At 62.7% G+C, this 26,865-nt stretch carries 23 protein-coding genes; 11 read left to right on the top strand and 12 right to left on the bottom strand.

The window, feature by feature from the left end:
* Window positions 1–118: 118 nt before the first annotated feature.
* On the bottom strand, window positions 119–568 hold the full coding sequence (locus EN885_RS32040; RefSeq protein ID WP_095482988.1) for a carbon monoxide dehydrogenase subunit G: 450 nt from the start codon (window positions 566–568) through the stop codon (window positions 119–121).
* 158 nt (window positions 569–726) lie between these two features.
* Here EN885_RS32040 and EN885_RS32035 point away from each other — a divergent pair, with 158 nt between their 5' ends.
* The gene (locus EN885_RS32035) at window positions 727–2,532 is read left to right on the top strand and encodes an IlvD/Edd family dehydratase (RefSeq protein ID WP_127290131.1); all 1,806 of its coding nucleotides are present in this window, start codon (window positions 727–729) and stop codon (window positions 2,530–2,532) included.
* 180 nt (window positions 2,533–2,712) lie between these two features.
* Here the strand turns inward: EN885_RS32035 and EN885_RS32030 are convergent, their stop codons facing one another.
* Window positions 2,713–3,132: a GFA family protein gene (locus EN885_RS32030; protein WP_095482987.1), complete on the bottom strand. Its 420-nt coding sequence runs from the start codon at window positions 3,130–3,132 to the stop codon at window positions 2,713–2,715.
* Between the two features lie 192 nt (window positions 3,133–3,324).
* On the opposite strand from EN885_RS32030, the gene EN885_RS32025 reads away from it, so the two are divergent.
* From EN885_RS32025 to EN885_RS32015, 3 genes are read left to right on the top strand one after another with little or no spacing between them, the layout of a single operon-like run.
* A complete protein-coding gene (locus tag EN885_RS32025) occupies window positions 3,325–4,143 on the top strand; it encodes a chromate resistance protein ChrB domain-containing protein (protein ID WP_095482986.1) in 819 nt (272 codons plus the stop codon).
* On the top strand, window positions 4,140–5,549 hold the full coding sequence (gene chrA, locus EN885_RS32020; protein WP_095482985.1) for a chromate efflux transporter: 1,410 nt from the start codon (window positions 4,140–4,142) through the stop codon (window positions 5,547–5,549). The genes EN885_RS32025 and chrA overlap by 4 nt, the downstream gene beginning before the upstream one ends.
* A gap of 56 nt (window positions 5,550–5,605) precedes the next feature.
* Window positions 5,606–6,004, top strand: coding sequence for a hypothetical protein (locus tag EN885_RS32015; RefSeq protein WP_095482984.1), 399 nt, complete (start codon window positions 5,606–5,608; stop codon window positions 6,002–6,004).
* Between the two features lie 125 nt (window positions 6,005–6,129).
* On the opposite strand, the gene EN885_RS32010 is transcribed toward EN885_RS32015, so the two are convergent.
* Both EN885_RS32010 and EN885_RS32005 read right to left on the bottom strand, forming a co-directional pair.
* Window positions 6,130–7,719 (bottom strand): trimethylamine methyltransferase family protein, encoded by a 1,590-nt coding sequence (locus EN885_RS32010; protein WP_095482983.1) that lies wholly within the window; start codon window positions 7,717–7,719, stop codon window positions 6,130–6,132.
* A 179-nt stretch (window positions 7,720–7,898) separates the two neighbouring features.
* Window positions 7,899–9,392: a PLP-dependent aminotransferase family protein gene (locus tag EN885_RS32005; RefSeq protein WP_095482982.1), complete on the bottom strand. Its 1,494-nt coding sequence runs from the start codon at window positions 9,390–9,392 to the stop codon at window positions 7,899–7,901.
* Between the two features lie 313 nt (window positions 9,393–9,705).
* Here EN885_RS32005 and pgi point away from each other — a divergent pair, with 313 nt between their 5' ends.
* Complete coding sequence (pgi, locus tag EN885_RS32000) at window positions 9,706–11,349, top strand: glucose-6-phosphate isomerase (RefSeq protein ID WP_095482981.1); 1,644 nt, start codon at window positions 9,706–9,708, stop codon at window positions 11,347–11,349.
* 5 nt (window positions 11,350–11,354) lie between these two features.
* On the top strand, window positions 11,355–12,077 hold the full coding sequence (locus tag EN885_RS31995; RefSeq protein WP_095482980.1) for an HAD family hydrolase: 723 nt from the start codon (window positions 11,355–11,357) through the stop codon (window positions 12,075–12,077).
* Window positions 12,078–12,229: 152 nt separating this feature from the next.
* Here the strand turns inward: EN885_RS31995 and EN885_RS31990 are convergent, their stop codons facing one another.
* The 3 genes from EN885_RS31990 to EN885_RS31980 all read right to left on the bottom strand — a co-directional run bounded on the left by EN885_RS31990 (window position 12,230) and on the right by EN885_RS31980 (window position 15,530).
* The gene (locus EN885_RS31990; protein ID WP_095483044.1) at window positions 12,230–12,727 is read right to left on the bottom strand and encodes a GNAT family N-acetyltransferase; all 498 of its coding nucleotides are present in this window, start codon (window positions 12,725–12,727) and stop codon (window positions 12,230–12,232) included.
* A gap of 182 nt (window positions 12,728–12,909) precedes the next feature.
* Complete coding sequence (locus EN885_RS31985; RefSeq protein WP_245493184.1) at window positions 12,910–13,653, bottom strand: methyltransferase; 744 nt, start codon at window positions 13,651–13,653, stop codon at window positions 12,910–12,912.
* 8 nt (window positions 13,654–13,661) lie between these two features.
* Window positions 13,662–15,530, bottom strand: coding sequence for a long-chain fatty acid--CoA ligase (locus EN885_RS31980; RefSeq protein WP_128244246.1), 1,869 nt, complete (start codon window positions 15,528–15,530; stop codon window positions 13,662–13,664).
* A gap of 428 nt (window positions 15,531–15,958) precedes the next feature.
* On the opposite strand from EN885_RS31980, the gene EN885_RS31975 reads away from it, so the two are divergent.
* The 5 genes from EN885_RS31975 to EN885_RS31955 are packed head-to-tail and all read left to right on the top strand — an operon-like array spanning window position 15,959 to window position 21,241.
* Window positions 15,959–17,551, top strand: a complete 1,593-nt coding sequence (locus tag EN885_RS31975) for an ABC transporter substrate-binding protein (RefSeq protein ID WP_128244247.1) — start codon at window positions 15,959–15,961, stop codon at window positions 17,549–17,551.
* Between the two features lie 58 nt (window positions 17,552–17,609).
* Window positions 17,610–18,617: an ABC transporter permease subunit gene (locus tag EN885_RS31970; protein WP_126103814.1), complete on the top strand. Its 1,008-nt coding sequence runs from the start codon at window positions 17,610–17,612 to the stop codon at window positions 18,615–18,617.
* 1 nt (window position 18,618) lies between these two features.
* On the top strand, window positions 18,619–19,536 hold the full coding sequence (locus tag EN885_RS31965) for an ABC transporter permease subunit (protein WP_095482976.1): 918 nt from the start codon (window positions 18,619–18,621) through the stop codon (window positions 19,534–19,536).
* Between the two features lie 2 nt (window positions 19,537–19,538).
* A complete protein-coding gene (locus EN885_RS31960) occupies window positions 19,539–20,414 on the top strand; it encodes an ABC transporter ATP-binding protein (RefSeq protein WP_095482975.1) in 876 nt (291 codons plus the stop codon).
* The gene (locus tag EN885_RS31955; RefSeq protein WP_095482974.1) at window positions 20,411–21,241 is read left to right on the top strand and encodes a dipeptide ABC transporter ATP-binding protein; all 831 of its coding nucleotides are present in this window, start codon (window positions 20,411–20,413) and stop codon (window positions 21,239–21,241) included. Before EN885_RS31960 ends, EN885_RS31955 begins: the two co-directional genes overlap by 4 nt.
* A 42-nt stretch (window positions 21,242–21,283) precedes the next feature.
* Here EN885_RS31955 and EN885_RS31950 read toward each other — a convergent pair whose 3' ends face one another.
* The 5 genes from EN885_RS31950 to EN885_RS31930 all read right to left on the bottom strand — a co-directional run bounded on the left by EN885_RS31950 (window position 21,284) and on the right by EN885_RS31930 (window position 26,433).
* A complete protein-coding gene (locus EN885_RS31950) occupies window positions 21,284–22,564 on the bottom strand; it encodes a cysteine desulfurase-like protein (protein ID WP_095482973.1) in 1,281 nt (426 codons plus the stop codon).
* A gap of 66 nt (window positions 22,565–22,630) precedes the next feature.
* The gene (locus tag EN885_RS31945; protein ID WP_095482972.1) at window positions 22,631–23,305 is read right to left on the bottom strand and encodes an amino acid ABC transporter permease; all 675 of its coding nucleotides are present in this window, start codon (window positions 23,303–23,305) and stop codon (window positions 22,631–22,633) included.
* Between the two features lie 190 nt (window positions 23,306–23,495).
* A complete protein-coding gene (locus EN885_RS31940) occupies window positions 23,496–24,293 on the bottom strand; it encodes an ABC transporter substrate-binding protein (protein WP_095482971.1) in 798 nt (265 codons plus the stop codon).
* Window positions 24,294–24,393: 100 nt separating this feature from the next.
* Window positions 24,394–25,533 (bottom strand): aminotransferase class V-fold PLP-dependent enzyme, encoded by a 1,140-nt coding sequence (locus tag EN885_RS31935; RefSeq protein WP_095482970.1) that lies wholly within the window; start codon window positions 25,531–25,533, stop codon window positions 24,394–24,396.
* 171 nt (window positions 25,534–25,704) lie between these two features.
* A complete protein-coding gene (locus EN885_RS31930; RefSeq protein WP_095482969.1) occupies window positions 25,705–26,433 on the bottom strand; it encodes a GntR family transcriptional regulator in 729 nt (242 codons plus the stop codon).
* Window positions 26,434–26,865: the final 432 nt, after the last annotated feature.

Raw genomic sequence — 26,865 nt, 5'->3', positions numbered from 1 at the left:
AAGCGCGGTGGGAGGGTTCATCTGAACCGCCTCAACCTCTTACGAAGGAAATGTCGGAGCGCGTCGCCACCGACCCCACCCGGCCCTTCGGGCCACCCTCCCCTCAAGGGGGAGGGGCTCAGCCGCCGACCTTCTCGCCAAAACTCGAAAAAAACTGCCCGGCCAGTTTCTTCGACGTCGATTCGATCAGCCGGCTGCCGAGCTGGGCGATCTTGCCGCCGACATCGGCCTTGGCCGCATATCTGAGGATCGTCGCCTCCGGCCCATCGGCGGTCAGCGTCACATCGGCGCCGCCTTTTGCGAAGCCGGCGATGCCGCCCTTGCCCTCACCCTGGATGGTGTAGGAATGCGGCGGGTTGAGATTCCTGAGCGTCACCCCGCCGTTGAACGTAGCCTTGATCGGGCCGATCTTGAGCACCACGGTCGCTCCCATCTCGGTGTCCGACTTCTTTTCGAGGCTCTGACAGCCCGGAATGGTCTGCCTCAGAACGTCCGGGTCGTTCAGCGCTTCCCACACCTTTTGCAGGGGTGCGGCGATGCGTTCCTCGCCTTCGATCACCAAAGCCATCAAAATCTCCCGGATTCAAAATTGACAAACCCCGATCCGGTCTAGCGTGAGGGCCGATGTATGTCTATCGCACCAAAGTCCGGATTCGGATGGCGCGTGCCTCTTGCCTGCTCTCGCGCGTTGTCATATCGATTTGTCATACAAATACGGAGACCATGATGGCCGGCGCCCCCACAACTAAGAAGAAATTTCGCTCGCAGGAGTGGTTCGACAATCCCGACAACCCGGGGATGACGGCGCTTTACCTTGAGCGCTACCTGAATTACGGGCTGACGCGTGCCGAACTGATGTCGGGCAAGCCGCTGATCGGTATCGCCCAGACCGGTTCGGATCTGTCGCCCTGCAACCGCCATCATATCGAGCTGGCCAAGCGCGTGCGCGAGGGCATCGTCTCGATGGGCGGCATCCCTTTCGAGTTCCCGTGCCACCCGATCCAGGAGACGGGCAAACGCCCGACAGCGGCGCTCGACCGCAACCTTGCCTATCTCGGCCTGGTCGAAGTGCTCTACGGCTACCCGCTCGACGGCGTCGTGCTCACCATCGGCTGCGACAAGACGACGCCGGCCCTGCTGATGGCAGCGGCCACCGTCAACATTCCGGCCATCGCGCTGTCGGTCGGCCCGATGCTGAATGGCTGGCACAAGGGCAAGCGCACCGGCTCCGGAACGATCGTCTGGGAATCGCGCCAGCGCCTGTCGGCCGGCGAGATCGGCTATGACGAGTTCATGGACATCGTCGCTTCCTCGGCGCCGTCCACCGGCTATTGCAACACAATGGGCACTGCCACCACCATGAATTCGCTGGCCGAGGCGCTCGGCATGCAGCTGCCGGGCTCGGCTGCGATCCCCGCGCCCTATCGCGAGCGCGGCCAGATCGCCTATGAGACGGGAAAACGTATCGTCGACATGGTGCATGAGGATCTGAAGCCCTCCGACATCATGACCCGGCAGGCCTTCGAGAACGCCATCGTCGTCAATTCGGCCATCGGCGGCTCGACCAACGCGCCGATCCACCTCAACGCCATCGCCCGCCATCTCGGCGTGCCGCTCGACAATGACGACTGGCAGAAGGTCGGCCTCAAGATACCGCTCATCGTCAACCTGCAGCCGTCGGGCGAATATCTCGGCGAGGATTACCACCATGCCGGTGGCGTGCCGGCGGTCGTGGCCGAACTGATGAAGGCTGGGCTGTTGCCCCATCCCGACGCCATGACCGTCAACGGCAAGACGATGGGCGACAATTGCAGTGGGGCCGTCAACGAGAATCTCGACGTCATCCGCACCGTCGCCGAGCCGCTGAAGGCCAATGCCGGCTTCATCAATCTTAGGGGTAATCTGTTCGATTCGGCGATCATGAAGACCAGCGGCATCTCGCCCGAATTCCGCGAACGCTATCTGTCGAACCCGAAGGACCCTGAGGCCTTCGAAGGCAACGCCATGGTCTTCGACGGTCCCGAAGATTACCACGCCCGCATCGATGATCCGGCGCAAGGCATCGACGAGCACACGATCCTGTTCATGCGTGGCGCCGGCCCGATCGGTTATCCGGGCGGCGCCGAAGTCGTCAACATGCAGCCGCCGGCCCATCTCATCAAGAAGGGCATCCACGCGCTGGCCTGCATCGGCGACGGCCGCCAGTCGGGAACGTCGGGCTCGCCGTCGATCCTCAACGCCTCGCCCGAAGCCGCCATAGGCGGCGGGCTGGCGCTGCTGAAGACCGGCGACCGCGTCCGCATCGACCTGCGCAAGGGCACTGCCGACATTCTCGTCACCGATGACGAGATCACGCGCCGTCGCGCCGAGCTGCAGAACAGTGGCGGCTATCACTACCCCAAGCATCAGACGCCATGGCAGGAGATCCAGCGTGGCATGGTCGACCAGTTTTCCGAAGGAATGGTGCTGAAGCCGGCGGTGAAATATCAGGATGTGGCGCACACCAAGGGCGTGCCGCGGGACAATCACTAGAGCAATTCCAGGAAAAGTGTGAAGCGGTTTTCCGTCCGGAATTGCGCAAAAACAAAGAGATAGAGCGGTTCGGCGTTTCCGTGAAACGATGAACCGCTCTAACGTCGGCCTCCGGCGCCTTCCGCTGGCCGGCGGCTTGGTTCGATCAAGCCGCCGTCAGATGTTTTCTGAGCCCGCCGCTCACAAATAACCGGTGATCTCCGGCGCTTGGTCCTGCCTGTCGCGCTTGCCGTCCTCGTAAACGATTGGTGCTGCGGCGAGTTCCTCTTCGGTGACGTCGTCGAGGCAGGCGACGTTCACCGCCCAGAAATTCCCGCCCATGAAGTCGAGAAAGCCGCGCGAGAGAAAATTCGCGCCGCAGTTCGGGCACATATAGTGGTTGATGTCGCCCTCCGGCCAGTTCGACGGCGTCGCCTTGTATTCACGCATCCGGTCGCGGCCATCCGTCACCCTCACGGCCTCATAGGCTGCGAAGGATTTCCGGTAGCCGAGCTTCCAGCAGAAGCTGCAATTGCATTTGCGGATGCCTTCGGCGAGGTCGATATCGGCTTCGAAACGCACCGCGCCGCAATGGCAACTGCCGAGATAGGTCTTTTTCATGGGTTTCCTCCCAGAAATGTTCTGGTTCCGCCAAGCCGGCGGCCGGAGCCGGAGCATCCTTTGCTCCAGGGATGACGCTTGACAAGTGGGCGCGACAAATCCACGATCATGGCAAGGGGTGCATCGCGACGACCCCGTGAGGCGTCAGCCCAACGTTCGCGTCCAAGCTTCTCTTTCAAGGAGGTGGACGCCATGCCGTCAACAACCGTTATCACCGTATCGCAACTGTCCCGTCTGATTGGTCTGCCGGGCGCGCCAACGATTATCGATGTTCGCGTCGATGATGATTACAACGCCGATCCGCGCCTGCTGCCGGCCTCAAGCCGGCGTGATTTCAAAACCGTCCCAACCTGGGCATCCGAATTCACCGGCAGCCGAGTGGCGGTCGTCTGCCAAAAAGGGCAGAAGCTCTCGCAAGGCGTGGCCGCATGGCTGCGGCATGAGGGCATTGCCGCCGAATCCCTCGAAGGCGGGTTCGAGGCCTGGCGCGATGCCAAGGGGCTTTTGGTCCGCACCGGCAAGATGCCTACCCGCGACGAAAGGGGCCGCACCGTGTGGGTGACGCGGGCCCGCCCGAAGGTCGATCGCATCGCCTGCCCCTGGCTGATCCGGCGTTTCATCGATCCGAGCGCGGTTTTTCTCTTTGTTGAAGCGGCCGAAGTGCCGGCTGCTGCGGATCGCTTTCAGGCCGTGCCTTTCGACATCGACAATGTGTTCTGGTCACACCGCGGCGAACACTGCACCTTCGACACGATGATCGAAGAGTTCGGGCTCGAATCCGAGGCGCTCGACCGCTTGGCCATGATTGTGCGCGCAGCCGATACCGCAAGCCTCGATCTGGTTCCCCAGGCGGCCGGATTTCTGGCCGCCTCGCTTGGACTCTCGCGGATGTTTCGCGACGATCTTGAACAGCTGGAGGCAGGGATGCTGCTCTACGATGCGTTTTTCCGATGGTGCCGCGACGCCACCGAGGAGACGCACAACTGGCCAAGCGCGAGCAAGCCATCATGAGCGCCATGCCGTCTGACAAAACGGGGGCTTCTGGCAAAACTGGCGGGATCGTCGAAGCGCCGGCAGCGCCAACCTTCCGCGAAGGGGTAAAGCTCTGGGCGAAAATCGGCCTGCTCAGCTTCGGCGGGCCGGCTGGGCAGATCTCGCTCATGCACAAGGAACTGGTCGAGGAACGGCGTTGGATCGGCGAGCAGCGTTTCCTGCATGCGTTGAACTACTGCATGCTGTTGCCCGGCCCTGAAGCCCAGCAACTCGCCATCTATATCGGCTGGTTGCTGCACCGGACGATCGGCGGCCTCGTCGCCGGCATCCTCTTCGTCGCGCCGGGCGCGCTTGTGATGCTCACCTTGAGCATCCTCTATGCGCTGTATGGCGACGCGCCCCTTGTCGAGGCGCTGTTTTTCGGGGTGAAGGCGGCCGTGCTCGCCATCGTGATCGAGGCGATGATCCGGATCGGACGGCGTGCCCTCAAGAACCGGGTCATGGTGTCGATCGCGATCACCGCCTTCATCGCCATCTATGCGCTGAACGTGCCGTTTCCGCTCATCATCCTGCTTGCCGGCCTGGCAGGCTGGATTGGCAACCGTGTTGCGCCGGGCCTCTTTTCCGGCGCGTCGCACGGCAAGGGCGATGCTCCCGACGTCAAGGGCGCGGTCGACCTGATGTTCGAGCGCGGCGAGCTGGCCCACACCAGGCCGACGCGATGGCATGCGCCGCGCACCATTGCGATCTGGCTGCCGATCTGGCTGGGGCCTGTGCTTCTGATCTGGGCGTTCACCGGATCCGCCAGCGTGTGGACTGAGATCGGTGGGTTCTTCAGCGTCATGGCGGTCGTCACCTTCGGCGGCGCCTACGCGGTCCTTGCCTATGTCGCGCAGGCAGCGGTCGAGTCCTTCGGCTGGCTCGCGCCCGGTGAGATGGTCGATGGCCTCGGTCTTGCCGAAACCACGCCGGGTCCGCTCATTCTGGTCCTGCAGTTCGTCGGTTTCCTTGCCGCGTTCCGCCAGCCCGGAGCCTTGAACCCACTGCTTGCCGGATCGCTAGGGGCGATGCTCACCCTGTGGGCCACGTTCACGCCTTGCTTCTTCTGGATATTCCTCGGTGCGCCCTACATCGAAGCCCTGCGCGGCAACAAGGCACTGTCGGCGGCGCTGACCGCGATCACCGCCGCCGTCGTCGGCGTCATCATGAATCTCGCTCTGTGGTTCGGCTTGCACGTCATTTTCGGCGAGGTGCGCAACATCGGGCTTGGAATGGACGTGCCGGTGCTCTCATCGATCGACTGGGGTGCGGCGCTGCTGTCGTGCGCTGCCATGATCGCCATTCTGAAGCTGAAGATCGGCATGCTGCCGACGCTTGCGGGATCGGCCCTCGCCGGTGTTTTGTTGCTGGCAGCGAGCGGATAGCGGCTGCGTGCGGCCAGCGCTTCGCTGCGGTTCGGGCATTCGGGTGAAGGAACATCATGGCGAGACGACGCTCTTCCCTAGGCTTCCTCGGAATGTTCGGCCGTTCAGGCGACCTCAGGCAACTCGACGCTGCGTTGCGCGGCGTCGACCTTCATCCCGCCCTTGTGCCGGAGGGAGCAAAGCTCACCATCGTCAATCTGATGAAGGACCACTGGCCCGACGAGCCGCCACCACAAGCCTACCCACCGGTGGCGCAGCTATTTGGCTATTGTGTTGCTGGGCCGGAAGCGTTCGAGCAATCCAACGGCCTTCAAGATAGGCTGGATGCGGAGCGCCGGCTCGAGGCAGCCCTTGAGGCCGGCGACAGCCTCGATGCGCAAATTATACTGATGACGCTGCATGCCAAGCTGATCAGCAGCGAGGTCGTCGAGCGCTACGGTTTGAGCGCCGACTAGACCATGATCCCGAAAAGTGGAAACCCGGTTTTCGGAAAAGGTCATGGTCAAACAGAAGGTAGAGCCCCATCCCGATTTTTGTCGGGATGGATTAGGCTCTGACAGTTTTTTGACGAGAAGCGTCCTCAGCCGCCCATGCCGCTGCGCGGCAGATGGATCAGATTGCCGAAGCGAGCGCGCAGCTTGTCGTCGAGCAGCTTTGGCACGTGGCGCGGGAAGCGCTCGGCGAGGATGCGTTTCTTCTCGATGATTGCCCGCTGCAAGATGTCGGGCCTGCCCTTCTCGTTCCACTCCTTCGGCGAAAAGCGATCGCCAACCGCCGGATAGAAATATTCCGTCTGCATCAGCCGCAGCGTCTGCTCGTTGCCGAGATAGTGACCCGGCCCCTTCAGGCAGACGTCGGCGATGGTGTCTATCGACAGCGACTCATCGGTCACCTCGATGCCGCGCACGCAGCGCAGGCAATGGCCGAGCATGTCGTTGTCGATGATTAGGCTTTCCAGACAGAAGCCGAGCAGCGAGGCGTGCATGCCGGCCGATTCGTAGACGAGGTTGAGGCCTGCAAGACCGGCCATCACATCGGTGATGCCCTTCTCGTAACCGGACTGAATATCGGGCAGTTTCGAATCCGTCATGCCGGCGGCCGAACCACCGGGCAGATCGTAGAATTGCGCCATCTGGGCGCAGGCTGCGGTCAGCACCGCTTGCTCGGCCGAGCCGCCGGACATGGCGCCGGTCCTGAGGTCCGAGACGAACGGCCAGGTGCCGAAGATCGCCGGATGCCCGGGCTTGATGGCGTTGACATAGACAAGGCCGGCGAGCACCTCGGCCACCGCTTGCACCACCGCACCGGCAATCGCCGCCGGCGCCGTGGCACCCGCCTGGCCGGCGGACAGCAGCAGGATCGGAATGCCGCCTTCGACGCAGGCCTCGAGCACGCCGCAAGCGTCCTCGGCGAATTTCATCGGCGGCACGACAAAACAGTTCGAATTGGAGACAAAAGGCCGCGCGCGAAAATTCTCTTCGCCGCCGGCAATCGCGTAGAGCATGTCGAGCGCCGGCTTGACGTTCTCGCGCACCGTGAAGGACGTGCCGACATGCTTCGACGTCCCCATCACACAGGCGTAGAGCGTGTTGAAATCCATGTCGAGCGGATCGGGAATGTCGCGCGGCACCATCGGCCGCTGGAAGAAGTGGATGTTGTCGAGCCCCTCGACGATGCGGGCAGCGTCGTAGATGTCCTGCAGCAGCGACTCCCGGTATTCGCGCTTCTCGACATCGACCAGATGCACCGCGGCACCCGCCGTGCCGTAATGCACGCGCTTGCCCTGGATCAGCATGTCGTGCTTGGGATCCTGGCCATGCAAGGTGAAGTGGCGCGCGGCCTTCTTGATCGTGTCGAGGACAAGCGCGCGGGGAAAGCGAATTCGCCCGTCCTCGCCGAGAGTGGCGCCGGCCTTGGTCAACGCCTCGATGCAGGATGGGATGGCATTGGCGAAGCCGACCGTTTCAAGCAGCGTCAGCACTGCTTCGTTGATGCGCTCGCGGTCGTTTTCGCTGAGCGGCCCGTAACTTCCGCCTTCGAGGCCGGCGCGCACCGGCTTGATGTCGTCGGCAAGTGGCGCCGCACGCATGGCGCGGCGCGCTTCACGCCCGCCGGAACGCCGCGAACGTTGGTCCGAGGGCGTATCCGGCTTCTCAACAGCCACTGACATGGAGGCACTCCACCTTTAGCTGCGAAGCTGGCGGCGGCGGTTGGTCCACCATCGGCCTGCTTCGTCCCCTTATGCCTCGAACTATGCCGTCGGCATTGGCACAGCCTATGAGCCAGACGGTCCCGTCGCATATGCCAGAGCGCTAAAGAACGGTGGCCGGTCCCAGCCCGGACGAGGCATCAAGCCGCCGCCGGCCTGCGCCCGGCCGCCGTTGCCAGTTCGCGGATGCCGGGCTCGATGTGCTGCAGCGCGATCGAGGAGATGCCCAGCCGCATGAAGCGCGACGGCTTTTCGGTGCGGTCGAAGAAGCGGTCGCCAGGCTCGATGATGACGCTGCGCGAGGCAGCGGCCTCGGCCAGCCCGCGCGAGTCGGTGCCGCGCGGTCCCTCGAGCCAGAGCGACGCGCCGCCGGCCGAATCGGTCGAGCGCCACTCCGGCAGGAATGCGGTAATCGCATGGATCAGACGCTTGCGCCGTTCGTCGAAAGCGCTCGATAGCCGCCGCACCAGCGCCTCATGGTGACCAAGCGATAGGAACAGCGCGACGGCGCGCTGGTTGTTGGCCGGCGGATGACGCAGCATGAAGCGGCGTAGCGCGCGAAGCTCGGAGATCAGCCCGGCCGAGGCGACGATGTAGCCGAGCCGCAGACCGGGAGCCAGCGTCTTCGACATCGAGCCGACATAGATGACCCGGCCGGAACGGTCGAGGCTCTTCAGCGCCTGCTGCGGCGCCTCGTCCAGGAGCTGGCTGTCATAGCCGTCCTCGATGATGATCTGGTTGTGGCGGTTGGCGCGCGCCAAAAGGTCCTGCCGGCGCTCCGCCGACAGTGGCACCATGGTCGGGCAATGGTGGCTGGGCGTCACGAAGACGAAGCCGGAATCATTGGGAATAGAAGCGGTTACGATGCCGGAGTGGTCGACCGGGACCGGTGTGACGTCGGCGCCCGCCAGCCGGAAGATCGAGCGTGCGTCGGGATAGCCGGGGTCTTCCATGGCCACTTTGGAGCCCTTGGTCATCAGCAGCGTCGCCAGCATGTAAAGCGCGTTCTGCGCGCCGAGCGTCACGATAATCTCGTCGGGATTGGCGAAGATGCCGCGCCGCGGCAACAGCCGCGCCTGGATCTGCTCGATCAAGAGCGGATCGTCGCGGTCGACCATGTCGGACGCCCAGTTGCGGATCTCGAGCACGGCAAGCGCCATGCGGTTGCACTCGCGCCATTCGGCGGTTGGGAACAGTGCCGGATCGAACTGGCCATAGACGAAGGGGTAGGACGACTTGATCCAGTTGTCGTGCTTGGCCGGCGGCGGCATGTCGCTGGCCGCGATCTGGCGGCGCGCCTTCCAGTCGATCTCGTTGGCCTGGTCGGGCGCCTTCTGATGCGGCCTCGCCGGGGTCGCCAGCACGTCGGGATTGACGAAATGGCCGCGCCGTTCGCGCGCCACCAGGAAACCCTGGTCGACGAGCTGCTGGAAGGCCAGCACCACGGTGCCGCGCGCCACGCCGAGTTTCTCGGCTAGGATCCGGCAGGACGGAAGCGGCATCGAAGCGGCGATCTGCCGGTCGAGGATGGCGGCGACGATCGCTTGACGGATCTGCGCCTGCAGGGTCTGGCCGGAGTCCGCCGAAATCCGGAACAGGCCGGACCATATGGCCGTGTCGTTTCGCTGTGGCATGGAAAATGTTCCTCGATGGCCAGCCTATTTCATTTGGCTGGACCAGTCGAATGTACCGGTGGCACAAGGCGTTGCGCCAATCAATTTTTCTGATCGTTGGGATTTACGCCAGTGATCCTTCGCTGCGCTGCGGCATCCCCCGGTCACGCACTGCGTCATCCCCGGCGTGACGCTGCGCGTCATCCCGGCGTGACGCAGTGCGTCATCGCTGCGCATTGAAACCAGTGGATTTCGGCTAGATAGTTTGCCGCGACGACACGCGCCGGAAACATCCGGCCTGTTATGTTGGCATCAAAGACTTCGGAGCAAGCCAGTGGATCAATCGTCCTTTCAAAAACAGCTCGACGCCCTGCGCGCTCACCGTGCGGCCAAATCAGGCAGCATGCGCGAGGCTTTCGCTGCTGATCCCCAGCGCTTCGAAAAATTCTCCGCCACCGACGGCGACCTACTGCTCGATTGGTCGAAATGCGCGGTCGATGCGCAGACGATGGATCTGCTTGAGAAGCTGGCGGGAGCCGCCGATCTCGAAGGCCGGCGCGCCGCGATGTTCTCCGGCAAGAAGATCAATGTCACCGAAGGCCGCGCCGTGCTGCACACCGCGCTGCGCAACCTGAACGGCAAGGGCATCGTGCTCGACGGCCAGGACGTGAAGGCGGAAGTCGTCGCCGTGCTCGACGCGATGGGCGCCTTCGCCGATGCCGTGCGCTCCGGCAAGGCGGCCGGCGCCACCGGCAAGAAGATCACCGACATCGTCAACATCGGCATCGGCGGGTCCGACCTTGGCCCGGCCATGGCAACGCTGGCGCTGGCGCCCTATCACGATGGGCCGCGCACGCATTACGTGTCCAACATCGACGGCGCCCATATCCACGACACGCTGAAGGGCCTTTCCGCCGAAACCACGCTGTTCATCATCGCTTCGAAGACCTTCACCACTGTCGAGACGATGACCAATGCCGAGACGGCGCGCGACTGGGTGCAGAAGGCGCTCGGCAAGGAAGCGGTCGGCAAGCATTTCGCCGCCGTCTCGACGGCGCTGGACCTGGTGGCCAAATTCGGCATCGCGTCCGACCGCGTCTTTGGCTTCTGGGACTGGGTCGGCGGCCGCTATTCGGTGTGGGGCGCGATCGGGCTGCCGGTGATGATCGCCGTCGGCCCGAAGAATTTTTGCGCTTTTCTCGATGGCGCGCATGCGATGGACGAACATTTCCAGACGGCGCCGCTGGCCAAGAATCTGCCGGCGCTAATGGGGCTGATCGGCTGGTGGCATCGGGTGATCTGCAAATACCCCGCTCGCGCCGTCATTCCCTACGACCAGCGCCTGTCCAGGCTGCCGGCCTATCTGCAGCAGCTCGACATGGAATCGAACGGCAAGAGCGTCACCCTCGACGGCGGCGCTGTGACCACGCCGACCGGCCCGCTGGTCTGGGGTGAGCCCGGCACCAATGGCCAGCACGCCTTCTTCCAACTGCTGCACCAGGGCACCGATTTCATCCCGGTCGAATTCCTAGCCGCGGCAATCGGCCATGAGCCGGGCCTCAAGCATCACCACGATCTTTTGCTCGCCAACTGCCTGGCGCAGTCGGAAGCCTTCATGAAGGGCCGCACGCTTGAGGAAGCACGCGCGCAGATGCTGGCAAAAGGCATGACGCCGGCCGAGGTCGACAGGATCGCCCCGCACCGCGTCTTCTCCGGCAACCGGCCCTCGGTGACGATCCTCTACAGACAACTCGATCCGCATACGTTCGGGCGGCTGATCGCGCTCTATGAGCACCGCGTCTTCGTCGAGGGCACGCTCTTCAACATCAATTCCTTCGACCAATGGGGTGTCGAACTGGGCAAGGAACTGGCGACCGGGCTGCTGCCTGTCGTGGAAGGCAAGGAGAATGCCGCAAAGCGGGACGCGTCGACCGCTGGGCTGGTGGGACACATCCACCGATTGCGCGGATCGGAGTAAGCGGCTTGGTCGAAATCAAGGGAATATTGTTCGACAAGGACGGCACGCTTGTCGACTTCAATGCGACATGGCTCGGCGTTGCCGATTTCATGGCGATGGATGCGTCGGAGGGCGACCGCTGGAAGGCCGACAGGCTGCTTGCCGCGGCGGGCTACGATTTCGCCACCAAACGCTTCAAGCCCGACTCCATCTTTGCCTCCGGCACCAACATGGATGTCGTCGAGCTTTGGTTTCCGCGCCTGTCCGACGAAGACCAGATGCTTGCCGTCGCCCGCTTCAACGAGATCACCTCCATGCAGGGCTCGGCGATGGCGGTGGCGCTGCCGGGCATCGTCGAGACGCTCGGCGTTCTTCACAGGAAAGCCTATCGGCTCGGCGTCGCCACCAACGATTCGACCACCGGCGCGGAAAAGACATTGCTGACGCTGGGCGTCGCGCAGCTGTTCGACGCCGCCTATGGTTACGACGCCGTGGCCAATCCGAAACCGGCGCCGGATACGATCCTTGCCTTCTGCGACCTGACCGGCCTGAGGCCGGCCGCGATCGCCATGGTCGGCGACAATCGCCACGATTTGGAGATGGCGCGGGCCGGCGGCTGCGGTCTGGCAATCGGCGTGCTCTCCGGCACCGGCACGCGGGAATCGCTGTCGCAGATCGCCGACGTCATTCTGGATTCGGTTGCCGATCTGCCCGACTTTCTTTCGGCGCGGGTCAAGGAGACGACCTGACTGGCCAACTGACTGGCAAGGCCGGGGCAAAACTCAAATCAACCTGGGCTTTCCCGCCAATGTCGAGATGGGTGGAAAGTTGCCGCTGGCTCATCTGCCAGAACGGGCACGTTGCGCCAGAAGCGGACACCCGAAAGGATGGTTGCGAACCGCTAGACCCGCAAGCCTGGCTCGGCAGGTCGCGATACATACTCCGGGAACTCCGCGGCGCCTCTGCTCAGGGCCTTCACCATGAGAAGACCATCATCAAAGAAGCCGTTTCGAGCGTAAAACTGGCGCGTGCGTTCCTTGCCAAGCACCATGGCAATACGGAAGACAGCGCATCCAGTCCGCTCGCCCTCCGCCTCGATCCACGCCATCAGCTTGGTGCCTGTGCCAAGGCTGCGTAGCGTCGTGTCGACCACCACGTGGTCGGCTTCGATGTACTTCCCGCACCAAAGCTGAATGCCCGTCCAGAAGCCGGAGAGACCCACCAGCCGATCGCCGATATAAGCCGCGATGCAGCGGTAACTGCCCTGAGCGAGCATCGCCGAGAGTCGTTCACGAAACGCGGCTTCGTCTAGATGCGAGTTGCCCTGCCGGAACACTGGATAGATCGACAGCATCTCATCGAGCCCATTGAGTTCACGAATTGTCACCTCGTCGGTCACGACAGCCTCCTCCCCTGTCGTTCCACTCTGCGGTCGATTCCGGCCGCGGTCCAGTAGGATCTTCCAATCAGGGATTGAGCCAGTCACTGCTCAGGGTCAGATCGGTCATGCGATCCTTCGAAACTGAACGACCGCAATGGCGCGATCCCGCTCATTTAGCGTGATGGGGTTTCGATCTAGCGCTAGCGATCTTCAGGCTCGAAGCGAAAGACGCCGCTCGGCTTGCTCGCGGCACCCTTCGCGTCGCCGAAATCCGGTACCCGATATTCGGCGAGCAACCGCAGCCGGGACAGCGGCAAGTCTGTGCGACGGGGATCGCCGACCAGCACCTCGATACCGGCTGCCAGGCAGCGATCGAAAAACGGGGTGACCCGACGAGCAACCTCGCGGCCGTAAAACACATCACCCGCGAGAACGAGGTCGACCGCAGGTGGCGGCCCCGTGGTGATATCATTGTCGATAATGGTGATCGTGACGCCGTTCGCCATGGCATTGAGGCCGAGCGCAGCAACGCCGTTGCGATCGATCTCGGCGGCGATCACGTCGCTGGCGCCAGCCTTTGCCGCGGCGATGCCGACGAGGCCCGAACCGGCGCCGAGGTCGAGCACGCGGCGACCCACCACCGTCTGCGGCTGGTCGATTATATAGCGGGCGAGCACCGCGCCGCCGGCCCAGGCATAGGCCCAATAGGGTGGCTGCAGCTCGTTCTCGTCGGCTTTCGCTTCTTCTTCCGGTCCCTCCGGCTCGAACCCCTGTCCTTCCGGATCGCCGAGCCGTCTGAGGCCGCTTCCCGGATGAGCCGTGTAAAGCCGGATTTCGGGAAGCGAAGGCACCGGCAGCAGCTGCATGTTCGCCCTGATGAACGCGACCGGGTCAGGGCCGGAACGCGGGTCGACCGCTTCACTACCGGCAAGGCAATCGTCCAAAATCGTGCCTATTCCCGCAACGCCCGCCGCAGGATCTTGCCTACCGGCGTCTTCGGCAGTTCGGTCCGAAACTCGATGTATTTTGGCCGCTTGTAGCCGGTCAGGTTCTCGCGGCAATAGACAGTCAGCACCTCAGCGGTCAGCAACGGGTCCTTCTTGACGACGAACAGCTTCGGCACTTCGCCTGAATGCTCGTCCGGCACGCCGATCGCCGCAACTTCTAGGACGCCCGGATGCAGGGCCACGACTTCCTCGAGTTCGTTCGGATAGACGTTGAAGCCGGACACAAGGATCATGTCCTTCTTGCGATCGACGACCTTGGTGTAGCCGCGCTCGTCCATGAAGCCCATGTCGCCCGACTTGAAGAAACCATCCTTGGTCATCACCTTGGCGGTCTCGTCCGGCCGGTTCCAGTAACCGGCCATCACCTGAGGTCCGCGGATGCAGATCTCTCCGACTTCGCCGAGCGGCAAATCATTGCCGTCGTCATCGCGGATGGCGATCTCGGTGGACGGCAGCGGCAGGCCGATCGTGCCGGTGAAGTTGCCATCGCTGAATGTGTTGGCGGTAGCCACCGGTGAGGTTTCCGAAAGCCCGTAGCCCTCGGTGACCGGGCAGCCGATGAGCGTCTTCCAGCGTTCGGCGACACCCTTCTGCACCGCCATGCCGCCACCTAGTGTCAGGATCAGCGGCTTGAAGTCGAGTTTGCGGAAATCCTCATTGTTGAGCAGCGCGTTGAACAGCGTGTTGAGGCCCGGAAAGATGTGGATCGGGTATTTGCCGAGTTCCTTGACGAAGCCTGGAATGTCGCGCGGATTGGGAATGAGTATGTTCCGGCCGCCCATCTGCATGCCCATAAACGCGTTCACTGTCAGCGCAAAGATATGATAGAGCGGCAGCGCGCAGATGAAATTGAGATGCGCCGGTTTCGGCTTGACCGTGTAGGCGTCTTCGACCCAAAGCGCGTTCTGCGCGACATTGGCCAGCACGTTGCTGTGCAGCAGCACCGCGCCTTTCGAGATGCCCGTGGTGCCGCCGGTATATTGCAAGAAGGCGATATCGTCGGCTGCGACCTTCACCGGCTTGAAGTTCACGCTGGCGCCTGCCTTCAACGCGGCGTTGAACTTGACATGGCCTGGCAGCGACCAGCCCGGCACCATCTTCTTCACGCGGCGCACGACGAAATTGACGATCGTCCCTTTCAGGCCGCCAAGCATGTCGCCCATCGCCGCGACCACGACATGCTTGACCGCCGTCTTGGCGATCACCGCCTGCAAGGTGTTGGCGAAATTTTCGAGAATGACGATGGCTTGCGCACCGGAATCCTTGAGCTGATGTTCCAGCTCGCGCGGCGTGTAGAGCGGGTTGATATTGACCACGACATAGCCGGCGCGCAGCACTGCCATCATCGCCACCGGATATTGCAGCACGTTCGGCATCATCAGCGCGACGCGCGCGCCTTTCTGCAACCCTGTCGATTGCAGATAGGCGCCGAAGGCGGCCGATTGCCGCTCGACTTCCGCATAGCTGATGGTCTTGCCCATGCAGGTGAAAGCGGGCCTGCCGGCATACTGCTTGCAGACGTCGGCGAGCAGATCGCCGATGGAGCCGAAGGGCAGGGCGCCGATCTCGGCCGGAACGACTTTCGGATAGCTTTTGAGCCAAGGCTTTTCCGGCAATCGAGCGGCAGGCGCTTTCGGCAATCTCCTGGCCGAACCCGGCTTCGACCCCGATGAAGCCGTTGTCGCTGCCGCCTTCGGCTTGACCGCGGCAACGGCTTTGGTGGGCGGCGATTTTGGCTTGTCGGGGCTGGCCGGTTTTGCGGCAGCTTTGGCCTTCGCTTTCGCTGGTGCCGTCGTCCTTGGTGTTTTTGCCACCTGTCCCTCCCTCGGTTGTTCTTATTGTCTCTGCTTGCCCGCCGCGTCGTCTCCGAATGACAGAGACGTCCCTCCGCTGTTGCCGGCATCCAGGAAATCCAACATGCCATCTATGTATTGCGACTATCGGCAGCCGTGCAAGTCTGCCCCTGCGGCAAGACGGGAAGAAAACCTTCCGCGCCAACGACAGGCCGAAGGTCGCGGTTCCTGCTATCGGTCGCGTTAAAGATAATAAAAAAATGCAATCGTTAATAATACCGTGATCGGCTGAAATTGACATTTAATTCTCGCTTTTTATGAAAGTGAAGAATTAAATTCTGCTTCCCATGGGGTAAGCAAACTGGGTGTTCCAAAGCCGGAAAAACGATGCTTATATGCGCGCTTCGCGAGCCTGAAGAGGGGCTTGGAAGAACATCAGGGAGTCCTCCATGAAAAAGAAACTGACTTTTGCGGCCGCGTTGCTGGCCGCAAGCGTCCTCGGCGGCATGGCCAATGCGAAGCAATTGGTCTACTGCTCGGAGGCGTCGCCGGCCGGCTTCGACCCATCGCCGTGGAGCGGTGGCAACGACTTCGACGCGTCGTCGCGCACTATCTATTCGCGCCTGGTCGAGTTCGAACACGGCAAGACCACCATCGCGCCCGGCCTCGCCGAGAGCTGGACGGTTTCCGACGACGGTCTCGAATACACGTTCAAGCTTCGGCCCGGCGTGAAGTTCCAGACCACCGACTATTTCACGCCGACGCGCGACCTCAATGCCGACGACGTGATCTTCTCCTTCGAACGCCAGTGGAAGAAGGAAAGCCCGTGGTTCAGCTATCTGGAAGGCACCGGCTGGGAATATTTCACCGGCATGGGCTTCCCGGATCTTCTCAAGGAAATCGTCAAGGTTGACGACCTGACGGTGAAGTTCGTGCTGAACAAGCCTGAAGTCGCTTTCCTGCCGGACCTCGGCATGGATTTCGCATCGATCGTCTCCAAGGAATATGCCGACCAGCTCGACAAGGCCGGCACCAGGCAGCAATTCACCCAGAAGCCGATCGGCACCGGTCCGTTCCAGTTCGTCGACTACCAGGTCGATGCGGTCGTGCGCTATGCGGCATGGGACGGCTATTATGGCGGCCGCCAGAAGATCGACGATTTGATCTTCGCCATCACGACCGATCCGGCCGTGCGCGCGCAGAAGCTGAAGGCAGGCGAATGCGATATCATGTCGTACCCGGCGCCGGCCGACATCGCCGGCCTGCAGGCTGACCCAAACCTCAAGGTCGACGAGCAGGAAGGCCTGAACATCGGCTACATGGCCTACAACACCACGCTGCCGCCCTTCGACAAGGTCGAGGTCCGCAAGGCCCTCAACATGGCCGTCAACAAGCAGGCCATTCTCGATGCGGTCTATCAGGGCGCTGGCCAGGCGGCCATCAACCCGATCCCGCCGACGATGTGGTCCTATAACAAGGACATCAAGGACGATCCGTACGATCCGGACGCGGCCAAAAAGATGCTGGCCGACGCCGGCGTCAAGGATCTCTCGATGAAGATCTGGGCAATGCCGGTCAGCCGCCCGTACAATCCGAACGCTCAAAGAGTCGCGGAACTGATCCAGGCCGACTACGCCAAGATCGGCGTCAAGGCCGAGATCGTCAGCTACGAATGGACCGAGTATCGCGAACGCGGCAAGCAGAAGGAGCGTGACGGCGCCTTCCAGCTCGGCTGGACCGGCGACAATGGCGATCCGGACAACTTCCTGTTCCTGCTCGGCTGCGATGCCATCGGCCAGTCCAACTATGCGATCTGGTGCAACCAGGAGTTCGAAGCCCTGTTGCAGAAGGGCAAGGCGACCACTGATGTCGCCGAGCGCACCAAAATCTACGAGGAGGCTCAGGTCGTGTTCAAGCGTGAGGCGCCGTGGCTGACCATTGCCCATTCCAAGGTCTTCATGCCGATGAACAAGAAGGTTTCGGGCTTCGTCATGGATCCGCTCGGCATTCATCGGTTTGACGGCGTCGACGTCACCGAGTAACTCCTGAGAAATTGGACGGCGGCGCTGGACTTCCGGCGCCGCCGTTCTATGAAGTAAGATGCTCCGCTATCTCCTCCACAAGCTCGCCTTAATCATCCCGACCGTGTTCGGCATATCGCTGGCGGCGTTCGCTTTCGTCCGGCTTCTGCCGGGCGACCCGATCATGGCCCTGGCTGGCGAGCGCGGCGTAAGTCCCGAACGCTACGCGGAGCTTGTCGAGCGGTTTGGCTATAACAGGCCTTATGTCATCCAGTATCTGGAGTATATCGGCAGGGTCCTGACCGGCGACTTCGGCATATCGATCGCCACCAAGCGGCCGGTGCTCGGTGAATTCCAGGCGCTGTTTCCGGCCACGCTGGAACTGGCGACGATCGCGCTGATCATCGCTGTGCTCATCGGCATCCCCGCCGGCATCTTCGCCGCGGTCAAGCGCGGATCATGGTTCGACCAGGCGACGATGGGCGTGGCGCTGACCGGCTATTCGATGCCGATCTTCTGGTGGGGGCTGCTGCTCATCATATTCTTCTCCGGCTATCTCGGCTGGACACCGGTTTCCGGCCGCATTGGCCTTCAATATTTCTTCAAGCCGACGACGGGGTTCATGCTGATCGACAGCCTGATCTCCGGCAAGAGCGGCGCTTTCAGGTCCGCCGCCAGTCATCTGGTCCTGCCGGCAATCGTGCTGGCGACGATTCCGCTCGCCGTCATAGCGCGCCAGACGCGGTCGGCGATGCTGGAGGTGCTGGGCGAGGACTATGTCCGCACCGCCCGCGCCAAGGGCTTGGCGCCGCGCCGCGTTATCGGGCTCCACGCTTTTCGCAATGCGCTGATCCCCGTCGTCACCACCATCGGCCTGCAGGTCGGCACGCTGATGGCCGGCGCCATCCTGACCGAAACGATCTTTTCCTGGCCCGGCATCGGCAAGTGGATGATCGACGCGATCGCCAAGCGCGACTATGTCGTCGTCCAGAGCGGCTTGCTGATCATCGCGCTGATTGTCATGGCGGTGAACCTGATCGTCGACGTGCTCTACGCCGTCATCAACCCACGTATCCGGGTGCAGTGAGATGACCGACCAAACCACGGCAGAAGCCACCGCCGCCTCCATTCCGACCGGCGGTCGGCAACGTGCCTTCACCGAGTTCTGGCATTACTACTCGATGAACACCGGCGCCGTCATCGGCCTGGTCGTGTTCTCGGCTCTGGTGCTGATCGCGATTTTCGCGCCGCTGGTCGCGCCGCATTCGCCTGACGAGCAGTTTCGCGATGCGCTGCTGACGCCGCCGGTCTGGCAGGAGGGCGGCAAATCGATGTTTCTTCTGGGCACCGACGCTGTTGGCCGCGACATGCTTTCGCGGCTGATTTTCGGGGCGCGGTTCTCGCTGTTCATCGGTCTGGTCGTCGTGGTTTTCTCGCTGACCAGCGGCATCATCCTCGGCGTGCTCGCCGGCTATTTCCGCGGCTGGGTCGATACGCTGATCATGCGCGTCATGGACGTCATTCTGGCCTTCCCGTCGCTGCTTCTTGCGCTGGTTCTGGTGGCGATCCTCGGACCTGGCCTGTTCAACGCCATGCTGGCGATCGCGCTGGTGCTGCAGCCGCATTTCGCGCGGCTCACGCGCGCGGCGGTAATGGCCGAAAAGAACCGTGAATATGTGATCTCCGCCAAGGTGGCCGGTGCCAGTCATCTCAGGCTGATGGTGAAGACGATCTTGCCGAACTGCATGGCACCGCTGATCGTGCAGGCGACGCTGTCCTTCTCCAACGCCATTCTCGAGGCCGCGGCTCTCGGCTTCCTCGGCGTCGGCGCGCAGCCGCCGACGCCGGAATGGGGCACGATGCTGGCCACGGCACGCGAGTTCATCCTGCGCGCGCCATGGGTGGTGACCTTCCCCGGCCTCGCCATCCTCATTACCGTGCTTGCCATCAACCTGATCGGCGATGGCCTGCGCGATGCCTTCGACCCCAAGCTGAAGAGGTCGTGATCATGCCTCTTCTCGAAATCAAGAACCTTACGGTCTCTTTCGATACTGCCGCCGGACCGTTCATGGCGGTGCAAGGCATCGACCTGTCGATCGAGCCGCGCGAGGTGTTGGCGATCGTCGGTGAATCCGGCTCCGGCAAATCGGTGGCGATGTTGGCGGTGATGGGGCTTTTGCCGAATACGGCGACGGTGAAGGCCGACCGCATGGCGTTCGACGGTATCGACCTGCTTGAGCTCAGTCCGTCCGAGCGCCGCAAGATCGTCGGCAAGGACATCTCGATGATCTTCCAGGAGCCGATCGCCAGTCTCAATCCATGCTTCACCGCCGGCTTCCAGATCGAGGAGGTGCTGCGCTTCCATATGGGCATGGACCGCGCCCAGCGCCGGGCCCGCGCCATCGAGCTGATGAAGCTGGTCGGCATTGCCGATCCGGAAGAGCGGCTGAATTCGTTCCCGCACCAGATGTCGGGCGGCCAGTGCCAGCGGGTCATGATCGCCATCGCCATCGCCTGCAATCCGAAGCTGTTGATCGCCGACGAGCCGACCACCGCGCTCGACGTCACCATCCAGAAGCAGATCCTTGACCTCTTGGTCGGTCTGCAGGCCAAATACGGCATGGGCCTGATCATGATCACCCACAATATGGGCGTGGTGGCCGAGACCGCCGACCGCGTGATCGTCCAGTACAAGGGCCGCAAGATGGAAGAGGCCGACGTTCTGTCGCTATTCGAGCAGCCGAAGAGCAACTATACCCGCGCGCTCCTGTCGGCGCTGCCGGAGAACGCCGTCGGCGACCGGCTGCCGACCATCTCCGACATGCTGTTTGAACCAGCCCCCTCGGCTGCGGGAACCGGGTCTGCAACGGGAGCCGCGTCATGAGCGTGACGGTTCTCGAAGGCAAGAACATCGTGCGCGACTATCATGTCGGGGGCGGCCTGTTTCGTCCCTCGCGCACGGTTCACGCGGTCAAGGGCGTCTCGTTCAGCGTCGACAAGGGCAAGACGCTCGCCATCGTCGGCGAAAGCGGCTGCGGCAAGTCAACGCTCGCTCGCATCATCACGCTGATCGATCCGGCCACGGCGGGTGAGCTCTTCATCGACGGCAAAAAGGTCGATATCGCCAAGGATGGGCTGTCGAAGGAGATGCGCCGCAAGGTGCAGATCGTCTTCCAGAACCCGTACGGTTCGCTCAATCCGCGCCAGAAGATCGGCGATGTGCTGGGCGAGCCGCTGCTCATCAACACCGACACGCCGGCCAACGAACGGCGCGATCTCGCCATGAGGATGCTGAAGAAGGTCGGCCTCGGACCGGAGCATTACAACCGTTACCCGCACATGTTCTCGGGCGGCCAGCGCCAGCGCATCGCCATTGCCCGCGCGCTGATGCTCAATCCGAGCCTTTTGGTGCTCGACGAGCCGGTGTCGGCGCTCGATCTGTCGGTGCAGGCGCAGGTGCTCAACCTGCTCGCCGACCTGCAGGACGAGTTCAAGCTGACCTATGTCTTCATCAGCCACGACCTGTCGGTGGTGCGCTACATCGCCGACGACGTGATGGTAATGTATTACGGCGAGGCCGTCGAATACGGCTCGCGCGACGAGGTCTTTGCCGACCCCAAGCACAGCTACACCAAGACGCTGTTTGCGGCGACGCCGCGAGCCGACGTCGCCAGCATCAAGGCGAGGCTGGCGAAGAAGAAGGCCGCCTGACGCGGCGACCGCGGCACGCAGGCAAGCGTATTTCGACTCCGATCAGGACAGCCGGGCGATGACGACGCGCAACACCTCGCCGAAGCGCCGGACTTCCTCGATCGTGTTGTAATGCACCAGCGAGGCGCGGATGGCGCCGCTGTCCATGCTGAGGTTCAGGCGCTTCATCAGCCGCGGCGCATACATGTGACCGTCGCGGATGCCGATCTGCATCTCGGCCATGGCCTCGGCGATCATTTGCGGCGACAGCGTGCCGATGTTGAAGCAGAAGGTCGGCACGCGCTCGTTGAGGCGGGCTTCGTCGGCGACGCCATAAATCGTCGCGCCGCAATCCTTGAGCACGCCGAGCATTTCGCGCGCCAGCACCAGCTCATAGTCGCGGATGGCGTTCATGCCGGCGACGAGATTGTCGCGCCGCGACCGGTTGTTCTCGGCCAAGAAATTGCGGCCGATCGACTCGAGATAGCGCACGGCGGCATCCATGCCGGAGACGTTCTCGTAAATGAAGGTGCCGGCCTCGACTTTGTAGGGCGGCTCGTCGGGAATGAAATCCTCGCGGAAGGTCGGCAGCCGCTTCAGCGTCTCGAAGCGGCCCCACAAGAAGCCCATATGCGGCGAGAAATTCTTGTAGCCGGAGCAGACCAGATAGTCGCAATCCCAGGCCTGCACGTCGATCAGCCCGTGCGGCCCGTAATGCACGCAGTCGAGGAACACTTCGGCACCCGCCGCATGCGCAATATCAGCCACTGAAGCGACATCGACGATCGAGCCGATCGAATGCGCCGTCACCGTGCAGGCGACGAGCCGGGTCCGGTCGGAGACCAGCGGGCGAAGATCGTCGACATGGAGATTACCGTCGTCGCGCATCCGCCACCATTTGAATTTCGCGCCGGCCGACTCCAGCGCCAGCCAGGTGGCGATGTTGGCGTCATGGTCCATGTCGGTGATGACGATCTCGTCACGCTCCTGAAGCATCTGGCCGATGCCGAGGCTGACAAGACGGATGAACGAGGTGGCGTTCATGCCGAAACAGATTTCCGCAGGACTATAGGCATTGATCAGCAGCGCCACGCTTTCACGCGCGTCGGCGATCGCTTGATCGACTGCGACGCTGCGGCCGTAGCGGCCGCCACGCTGCACATTATGCGCGACCAGATGGTTGGTCACCGCGTCGAGCACGCTTTGCGGGATCTGCGCACCGGCGGCATTGTCCATGAAGATGAAGTCGCCGGCCTGCCGCAGGGCTGGAAACATGGCGCGGATCGTGTCGACCGGGAAGGCTGCGGAGACGTCGCTCGCATTGTGGATCTGATGCTTGTTCAAGATGGTCTCCTGCGAAGTGCCTGACAGATGGGGGAGCGAGAATTGACAGATGGGAAACTGGTGACGTCAGCGGGTCTTTTCGGTTTTGAAGCGACGTTCCAGCAGGCTGACGAGACGGACCATCGGCCAGAGAAAGAGGAGATAGACCAGTGCCGCGCCGATCAGAGGCGAGGGGTTGGCGTAGAGCGACTGCGCGTTGGTCGCTTCCTTCAGTAGTTCGGGCAGCGCCACGGTGGAGGCGAGCGACGTATCCTTGAACATCGAAACGCAGTTGCTGGTCATCGGCGGAATGACCACACGGATCGCTTGCGGCAGCACCACCTTGCGCAAGGTCAGTAAAAACGGCAGGCCGAGTGCCTGCGCCGCCTCGAACTGGCCGCGCGGAATGCTTTCTATGCCGGAACGGAACACTTCGGCCGAATAGGCCGCCATGATGATGGCGAATGCCGTCACCGCGGAGGTCCAGGACGACAGGCGTATGCCGAGGAACGGCAGCGCGTAGTAGATCAGGATCAGCACGACCAGCACCGGCATCGCCCGGAAAATATCGATATAGCCGACCGCCAACAGCCGCAGCGGCTTTGGCGCGTAGAGCCGCATCAGACTGATCGCCAGGCCGACGGGGATACCGATGCCGATGCTCAACAGCCCGAGCAGCAGTGTGTTCAGAAAGCCGCGCAGCAACGCCGGCAGGCTGGAGATCATGACATCGGCGTTGAAGAAGGTTTCGATCAGCGACATGGGGAGCATTCCCGAAAGATTTGGCGTCCCGCGACGCTAAAGCATGACTCCGAAACCCCGAAATCGGCTTCGGAGCGGATCATGCGTGAAAGAAGGGCTAAGGCGCCCGTTGCGCGTCCAGCAGGGGCGCAACGCTATCCCATGAAATTGTGCCGGCGTGGAAAGCCGGCACAATTTCAGCGGCTGCCGCTCAGGCCTTCGGCATCGGCATTTCCTTGACGGTCGAAGAATCGGCGGGTGCATCGCTGCCGAACCACTTCTTGTGGATCGCGGCCAGCGTGCCGTCCTTCTTCATCGCGGTCAGCGCGTCGTTCAGCTTGCCGAGCAGCGGGTGATCCTTGGCCATCATCAGGCCGTACTGCTCGCCGGTCTTGATACGCTCTTTCACGGCGAGATCCTTCATCCTAGTGAAGGAGTATTCGAGGCCCGGAATGTCGCTGACCGCGGCGTCGACGCGACCGGCGCTGAGATCGAGCAGCAGGTTCTGCTGCGTGTCGTAACCCTTTACCTCGCTGAACCCGCCGGCCTCCTGGTGCTGCTTGGTCCAGGCTTCCCCGGTCGAGCCGGACAGCACGCCGATGATCTTGCCCTTGAGGTCGGCCTCGGCCTTGATCGGGCTGTCGGCCTTGGCGGCGATACCCATGTCGGAATCATAATAGGGCTGCGAGAACGCCTGCGACTTCAGCCGCTCAGGCGTGATCGTGATCGACGAGATGGCGACGTCTATGCGCTTCGACGTGGTGGCGGCGAACAGGGCCTGAAATCCGAGATCGGCAATTTCCGTGGTCATGCCGATGCGCTTGGCCGCCTCGTTGACGATGTCGACTTCAAAACCTTCGAAGGTGCCGCTCTCGTTCTTGTATTCGAAGGGCGGATTGGTCGGATAGGCGCCGACATTCAGCGTCTCTTGGGCATAGGCGGTGGCTGGGCCGGCGGCGATGCCGAAGGCGGCAGCGAGAAGAAGCAGATTACGGCGAGTGAAGCTCATTTTCGTTCCCTCTGGTTCGGCCACTCCCTGTGGCGCTTTTCACTTCCGCCCCTTTCAGCGCCGTATTTTCCGGACACTGCAGGCGAGGCGGCGCCTGAAGTCAGGACGCGCGGCGTTGCCGCGAGCCGATCAACTGTTGCAGACGCTCCAGCAAGGCATTCACCGCGTCGTCCGTGGTGACCATGCCGGGCGACAGCCTGAGCGTCGCGCCGCGCGCGTCGCAGTAAAGTCGCTCACTGCGCAGCGTCGACACTGTCTTCACCGGGTCGACGCCTTGCGGCAAGGTCAGCATGACGCTGCCGCCGCGCCGGTCTGGATCGAGCGGTGAACGGACCGTCCAGCCATTGTCCAGCGCGCAGCCTATGATGCGCTCGGTCATGCCGGCGTTCTGCGCGCGGATCGCGTCGACGCCCGTTTCGGCCACCCATTCGAGGCCGGGCAGCGATGCGACGCTGGCCAGGATGGCCGGCGTGCCATGGTCGAAACGGCGTGCATCGTCCGCATAAGTGAAGCTGTCGAGATCCCACGAAAATGGGTTTGGCTGGCTGAACCAGCCGCGAAGCTCGGGCCGGCAGACGGACAGCAGATCGGGCGTCACCTGCAGGACGCCGGCGCCCGAAGTGCCGCACAGCCATTTCAGCGAGGTCGAGACGACGAAATCGACCGGCGTCTTTGCGATCGAGAAGGGCGTCACGCCGACGCCTTGCGTGATGTCGACGCCGACGATGCTGCCCATCTCCCGACCATGCGCGGCGTGCCGCGCCAAGTCGCAGCGATGCGAGGCGGTCGAGGTGACGAAGGTCAGCAAGGCCAGGCCGACATCGTCCTGCCAGCGGGCGATGAAATCCTCGTCGCGCACCCAGCTCTCGCCGGGCCGCAGCGGCACCGTATCGAGCACGAAGTCGAAGCGGTCGGCCAGACCGGCGAGCAGGAAATGCAGGCTCGGAAAACAATCGGCCGCAACCAGCAGGCGCTTTCCTGCCAGGCGCTCGGACGGCAAAGCGCCGATCAGGCTGTAGAGCGCAGACGTGACGTTCTCGGCGGTGGTCAGTGTTCCCTGTGGCGCATCGATCAGCGCGCCCCAGGCATCGATGAAGCGCTGCCGCGCGGCCAGGCCCGACGGCCACTGGCCGTCATCTTCCGCCGACCAGATGTCCGAGAATTCCGACAGGGCAGCAGCCATGCGCTCCGCCTTGCCGGGAAACGTCCCGATCGAATGGTAGAGAAAATAACCAGACACTGCGTTTTTTTACTCCCTGTGATCATGTGATCACAAAAGGGAATACGGATCAATCGTTGCCCGCGAAGAAATGCGATTCAATAGCGAAGATCGGGACGATTTTTCCGGCCACGAGCGGTCGTGGGTCGGCACTTTCCGGCGCCGATCTTGCGTTCAACCCGCAGCGAAGATTCAGGAGGCCTTGCCGAATCCAGCGAACTCGACCGGCCTAGTTTCCGGCACGTCGGGGCAGATCGCGCGCAGCGTCTCTTGCGTCGTCCTGATGTCGGCAACCACCTCTTCGCGGGCGCGGGCAAAATCGCGATCTTTCAGTGCTGCGATGATCGCCGTGTGCCGCCCCGACGGCTCCATCGTGCCTGCTCGCATCAAAGGCGCGACATGGTTGGACAGCAGCCGCATATAGGGGCCGAAGCGCAGCCATAGCGTCTCGATCAACTGAAACAGCACGTCGGAGCCGGAGGCACGGTAGATGGTGAAGTGGAACTGCTGGTTCTTGGCGATCAGCTCGTAGATGCTGCCATTGCGCCCGATCGCCTGCTGGTCGGCGGTGATCTTCTCCAATGTGGCTATATCGGAAGTGGTCAGGCGCGGCGCCCCGAGCTCGGCCGCCAGCCCTTCGACGGCGACGCGCGCCCGGCAGAGGTCGTCGAGCCGCGCGCGGGTGACGACCGGCACGCAGGCCGAGCCGTTCTGCGATATCTCCAGCGCGTTCTCGGCGGCGAGCCGCCGCAAGGCCTCGCGCACCGGCATGTTCGAGGTACCGAAGGCTTCGGCCAGCGAGGCAATGGTCAGCACCTGGGCCGGATCGAAGCTGCCGACCATCAAGGCATGCCGAAGCTGCTGGTAGACGCCGTCCTGGACGGTCACGCGTCCCGATACAGGTTCAAATCCCAGAGCCACGATTTTTGGTTTCCTTGGGTTTCGACAGAAGCTATTTGCAAACGGCAGGCGATCGGGCCAGCCGGCGCGGATGTGATCATCTGATCACAAATTGCAGATACAGCCAAGCTGTCTGAGTGCACGCTGGAACAATCTCTCTCAGCCCCTCTCTTCCGTGAAGAAACTGGGGAGAAGAATGGCGCCAGCGTTGCGGCTCTCCCTTCTCCCCTTGTGAGGGCTTTGCACGGGGAGCGAAGTGGATTTCGGTGGTCAGTGAGGGCCTTTTTGAAGGCCGGCAGAGCGGTTTTCCGCGGCCCTTGCGGGGCCTTTGTCGGTTTAGGCAGCCATCCTGCCGGATTGTGGACGCACTCCTCCCTCATGTCCGCCTCTCATCGGGTGGATAGAGGACGCCAATCATGGTGCGCAGATTGTAAGCGCAGGCGGCCAGTATGC

The sequence above is a fragment of the Mesorhizobium sp. M6A.T.Cr.TU.014.01.1.1 genome, from assembly GCF_004022765.1.
In the GTDB taxonomy this organism is placed as follows: Bacteria; Pseudomonadota; Alphaproteobacteria; order Rhizobiales; family Rhizobiaceae; genus Mesorhizobium; species Mesorhizobium mediterraneum.
The sequence above is the reverse complement of the archived record's forward strand: the minus strand, read 5'-3'. Positions and strand labels throughout refer to the sequence as shown.

Coding starts and splice junctions, on each gene's coding strand:
- EN885_RS32005 (WP_095482982.1), bottom strand. CDS start 9,392: ATGCCACAGCGAAACGACACGGCCATATGGTCCGGCCTGTTCCGGATT.
- EN885_RS31970 (WP_126103814.1), top strand. CDS start 17,610: ATGCTCCGCTATCTCCTCCACAAGCTCGCCTTAATCATCCCGACCGTG.
- EN885_RS32015 (WP_095482984.1), top strand. CDS start 5,606: ATGGCGAGACGACGCTCTTCCCTAGGCTTCCTCGGAATGTTCGGCCGT.
- EN885_RS32040 (WP_095482988.1), bottom strand. CDS start 568: ATGGCTTTGGTGATCGAAGGCGAGGAACGCATCGCCGCACCCCTGCAA.
- EN885_RS32025 (WP_095482986.1), top strand. CDS start 3,325: ATGCCGTCAACAACCGTTATCACCGTATCGCAACTGTCCCGTCTGATT.
- EN885_RS32030 (WP_095482987.1), bottom strand. CDS start 3,132: ATGAAAAAGACCTATCTCGGCAGTTGCCATTGCGGCGCGGTGCGTTTC.
- chrA (WP_095482985.1), top strand. CDS start 4,140: ATGAGCGCCATGCCGTCTGACAAAACGGGGGCTTCTGGCAAAACTGGC.
- EN885_RS31960 (WP_095482975.1), top strand. CDS start 19,539: ATGCCTCTTCTCGAAATCAAGAACCTTACGGTCTCTTTCGATACTGCC.
- EN885_RS31945 (WP_095482972.1), bottom strand. CDS start 23,305: ATGTCGCTGATCGAAACCTTCTTCAACGCCGATGTCATGATCTCCAGC.
- EN885_RS32035 (WP_127290131.1), top strand. CDS start 727: ATGGCCGGCGCCCCCACAACTAAGAAGAAATTTCGCTCGCAGGAGTGG.
- EN885_RS32010 (WP_095482983.1), bottom strand. CDS start 7,719: ATGTCAGTGGCTGTTGAGAAGCCGGATACGCCCTCGGACCAACGTTCG.
- EN885_RS31965 (WP_095482976.1), top strand. CDS start 18,619: ATGACCGACCAAACCACGGCAGAAGCCACCGCCGCCTCCATTCCGACC.
- EN885_RS31940 (WP_095482971.1), bottom strand. CDS start 24,293: ATGAGCTTCACTCGCCGTAATCTGCTTCTTCTCGCTGCCGCCTTCGGC.
- EN885_RS31955 (WP_095482974.1), top strand. CDS start 20,411: ATGAGCGTGACGGTTCTCGAAGGCAAGAACATCGTGCGCGACTATCAT.
- EN885_RS31975 (WP_128244247.1), top strand. CDS start 15,959: ATGAAAAAGAAACTGACTTTTGCGGCCGCGTTGCTGGCCGCAAGCGTC.